General features: G+C 30.7%; 3 protein-coding genes. All 3 read right to left on the bottom strand.

Annotation, left to right across the window (positions count from 1 at the left end):
• Window position 1 precedes the first annotated feature (1 nt).
• From lon to PLW95_05825, 3 genes are read right to left on the bottom strand one after another with little or no spacing between them, the layout of a single operon-like run.
• Window positions 2–2,332 carry an endopeptidase La gene (lon, locus tag PLW95_05835; protein HOV22184.1) on the bottom strand — a complete coding sequence of 777 codons (2,331 nt, stop codon included), beginning with the start codon at window positions 2,330–2,332 and terminating at the stop codon, window positions 2–4.
• Window positions 2,333–2,341: 9 nt separating this feature from the next.
• Window positions 2,342–2,962, bottom strand: coding sequence for an ATP-dependent Clp endopeptidase proteolytic subunit ClpP (gene clpP / locus PLW95_05830; GenBank protein ID HOV22183.1), 621 nt, complete (start codon window positions 2,960–2,962; stop codon window positions 2,342–2,344).
• Window position 2,963: 1 nt separating this feature from the next.
• Window positions 2,964–3,959: a trigger factor gene (locus tag PLW95_05825; protein HOV22182.1), complete on the bottom strand. Its 996-nt coding sequence runs from the start codon at window positions 3,957–3,959 to the stop codon at window positions 2,964–2,966.
• Between the last annotated feature and the right edge of the window lie 371 nt (window positions 3,960–4,330).

Raw genomic sequence — 4,330 nt, 5'->3', positions numbered from 1 at the left:
TTTATTGGATTAATGCTTTTTCAAGGACATCTTTTACAGTTTCAACTGGTATTATTTCAAGTTCATCTCTTATTTTTTTTGGTAGGTCAATAAGGTCTTTTTTATTTTCTATTGGTATTATTATTTTTTTTATTCCTGAAATATGAGCAGCAAGAATTTTTGATTTAAGTCCACCAATTTTTAAAACCTTCCCTCTTAAAGTTATTTCTCCTGTCATTGCAACATCACCTCTTACTGGTTTTCCTGATAAAACAGAAACAAGAGAGGTAACTATTGTAACTCCTGCTGAAGGTCCGTCTTTTGGAATTGCTCCTTCTGGTACATGAATATGGATATCTATATCTTTGTAAAAATCAGGATTTATTCCAAATTCTTCTGCATGACCCCTTACATAACTCAATGCTGCCTGTGCTGATTCTTTCATCACATCCCCTAATTGTCCTGTCAGAATAAGATTGCCTTTACCTTTCATTGTTAACGCCTCTGTAAAAAGTATTTCTCCACCATATTCAGTCCAAGCCATACCTGTTGCAACTCCAACTTTCGGTTCTTTTTCAACTTCTGTTTCAGTAAATTTTTCAATTCCAATAAATTTTTCAAGATTTTTTGAAGTTATGATATATTTCCTTTTTTTATTTTCCTGAACTATTTTTTTTGTAACTTTTCTACAAACATTTGCTATTTCTCTCTCTAAATTTCTAACACCTGCTTCTTTTGTATAATTTTTTATAATTTTAATTATAGATGCCTCAGAAAATTTTATTTCATCGTCTCCCAAAGAATGTTCCTTCATTTGTTTTGGAATTAAAAAATGTTTTGCAATTCCCTTTTTTTCCCAGATAGTATATCCATCAATAGAAATTATTTCCATTCTATCAAGAAGTGGTGCTGGAATTGTATATGGGTTATTTGCAGTCGTTATAAATAAAATTTTAGATAAGTCAAATTCCACTTCTAAATAATTGTCCGAAAAAGAGTGGTTTTGTTCAGGGTCAAGAACTTCTAAAAGTGCAGAAGACGGGTCTCCCCTGAAGTCAGTTCCTATTTTATCAATTTCATCAAGTAAAAAAACAGGATTGTTCACTCCAACTTTTCTTAATGACTGAATAATTCTACCTGGTAAAGCACCTATATAAGTTCTTCTATGTCCTCTTATTTCTGCTTCATCTCTTATACCTCCTAAAGAAATTCTTACAAATTTTCTTCCCAAAGCCCTTGCAATTGATTTTCCTAATGATGTCTTTCCTACTCCAGGAGGTCCAACAAAACATAAAATCGGTCCTTTCAAAGAATCCGTCTTTTTCTTTACTGCAAGATATTCTAAAATTCTTTCTTTAACTTTTTCAAGCCCATAATGGTCTTCATTCAATATTTTTTCTGCATTTGAAATATCTGTATTATCTTCAGTTGAAACACTCCATGGTAAATTTATAAGATATTCTAAATATGTTCTGATAACTGTTGCCTCAGGACTCATAGGCATCATTTTAGATAGGCGGGATAATTCTTCCAGTGCTTTATCTTCTACATTTTTTGGCATTTTTGCCTTTGTTATCGCATCTTTTAATTGTTTTATTTCAGGACCTTCTCCCTCCTGTCCTAACTCTTTTTCTATTTCTTTTAATTGTTCAGTAAGAAAATATTGTTTTTGAGTCTCCTCAATTTTTTTAATAACTTTTCCCTGTATTTGTTTCTGAACTTCAAGTATACCAATTTCATTATTGAAAATATCAATAAGAACCTTCAACCGCTCTTTTACTGGTATAGTTTCAAGAACTTTTAATTTATCTTTTACTTGTAATGGTAAATAACCTGCAATTGTATCACAGAGTTTTGATGGTTCTTCTATTACAGATATTGTGCTATAGATTTCTTTTGGAACAGAAGGATTTAGGTCAATATATTTTTCAACAAGTTCCAGCAGCAGGCGCATAAGTGCTTCTGTTTCCTTATCTTTTACCTGTGTTTCTTCCCTTATTTCTTCAACTGTTGCAATATAATATTTTTTATTACTTATAAAATTTTTAATTTTTACTCTTTTAATAACCTCAACAAGAATTTTCATCGTTCCACTTGGTTCTCTTATACTCTGCATAATTTTTACAACAACTCCTGTTGAATGTATATCATCAAATGTTGGCTCTTCAATAAGTGGACTTTTCTGAAAAACAACAATTAAATATTTGTCATTATTTAATGCCTCTTCAATTGAATTTAATGAGCGAGTTCTTCCAACAAGAAGAGGTACAATCATATTTGGAAAAATAACAAGGTCTCTTAATGGAATTGCAGGATTATTATTTTTAACAATTTTCTTTTTAATTATAGCCATTTTTTATTTTTATAGTTTCTTTACCTTTTCTGATTGTATAATTTTATCACTAATTCCATATTTCACTGCTTCTTCTGCACTCATAAAATAATCTCTTTCAGTATCTCTTTCTATTTTCTTTATTGATTGTCCTGTATGTAAAGATAAAATTTCATTTACAATTTTTTTAAGCCGTAATATTTCTCTTGTATGAATATTTACTTCTGTTGCAGTCCCTTCAACTCCTCCCCATGGTTGATGAATCATAACTCTGCTATGGGGCAATAAAAACCTTTTTCCTTTTGTTCCACCTGCAAGTAAAATTGCTCCCATACTTGCTGCCTGTCCAATACAATAAGTATCAACATCACAGGAAACAAACTGCATTGTATCATAAATTGCAAGCCCAGCAGTAATTGCTCCGCCAGGCGTATTTAAATAAAGATGTATATCTTTTCCTGAGTCCTCACTCTGTAAGAATAAAAATTGTGCAATTACAACATTTGCTACATTATCCGTTATAGCAGTACCTATAAAAATTATTCTATCTTTCAGAAGTCGAGAATAAATATCATATGCTCTCTCTCCTCTTTCTGTTTGTTCAATAACATATGGTATAACCTGATTTTTTATTTCATTTTTCTTTTCCATTTTATTTTTCTCCTGGTAAGATAATTCTTTCTATCATATTTGCATTTTCCTTTATAAACCTGAATGTTTTATCAATTTTTATTTCTTCCTTTAAATTTTCCATTTCACCATTTTTCTCTATCTGCTCTTTTATTTTTTCATATGGTTGTCCTATAACCCTGCTTATATGCTCAATTCTTTCTTCCACATCTTTTTCATCAACATTTATATTTTCTAATTCGCTGATTTTTTCCAAAATAAAATATTTTTTTACATCTTCTTCTGCCATTGGTTTTACTTTTTGAAAAATCTCTTTTGCTATTTTTTCAACTTCTTCTTTTGATTTATTCTCAAGATTCATTGCTTTTAATTGTTCTTCTGTATATCTTATTGCTCTTTCATTTACAAGTTTTTCAGGAACAGGGAACTTTATATTTTTCATAAGTTCATCCCATAACTGTTTCTCTTCTTCCATCTCTGCTCTTGCTTTACTATAAGCAATTAATTGTTCTCTTGCTTTTTCCTTCCACGCTTTTCTTTTTTCAATGTCTATAAGAGAAACCTTCATTTCAGGCGTTTTTTCCCATTCTTTAAGAACATCTTCAACCATCTTCTCTGTAACTTCTTTTGGTTTTACTTTTTTTACAGGTATTTCTTTATATTTCTCTATTTTGACATCCGGTCTTTCCTCTATGTATATTTTAAACAATAAATTTCCATTATCATCAAATTTCGCATCATAAACATCGGGTTCAACAATAGGATTAAAATTATTTTCTTTTATTGCATTTATATATGAATCTGTGATTAATTTTCTCAAAAGTTGTTCCTGAATTGCTGAAGAGTACTTTTTTTCTATCAAGTCATCTGGTGCTTTCCCTTTTCTAAATCCATCTATTTCAGCATCTTTTTTTATTTCATCTAATATTTTTCTTTTTGTTTCATCAACAACTTCCTTTTCAACTATAAAATTCAATTCTCTACCTAATTCTGATTTTTTTATTATTTCAACTTTCATTTTATCTCCTTCATATTATAGCGGGGTAAGGGATATAGTTTATCCGACGCGTCTTTTGGCGGAAACCCGTATTCGTTGCTTTTACTCTTTTCCCATACCTTTTCAGAAAACGGAAATTATTATCCTTTTTTTTTGTCTTCCCAAATACCCTTTGTTTTTACTCTTTATAGCGGGGTACGGGAATCAACCCGTATTCGTCGCCTTCGCTCTTGGGACAGGGGTGCTTCCCCTCTTCCCAACGATACCCCCAATACGAAAATACATTATTATAAATATGGGAAAGTCCACTTTCCCATACCTTTTCAGAATACGAAATTTATTATCCTTTTTTTTTGTCTTCCCAAATACCCTTTGTTTTTACTCTTTATAGC

The organism is bacterium, from assembly GCA_035370465.1.
Lineage (GTDB): Bacteria > Ratteibacteria > UBA8468 > B48-G9 > JAFGKM01 > JAGGVW01.
This window is presented reverse-complemented; position numbering and strand designations above follow the sequence as displayed.

Bases quoted from the DNA above. Each gene is read 5' to 3' on its own strand.
- lon (HOV22184.1), bottom strand. From the start codon at position 2,332: ATGGCTATAATTAAAAAGAAAATTGTTAAAAATAATAATCCTGCAATT.
- clpP (HOV22183.1), bottom strand. From the start codon at position 2,962: ATGGAAAAGAAAAATGAAATAAAAAATCAGGTTATACCATATGTTATT.
- PLW95_05825 (HOV22182.1), bottom strand. From the start codon at position 3,959: ATGAAAGTTGAAATAATAAAAAAATCAGAATTAGGTAGAGAATTGAAT.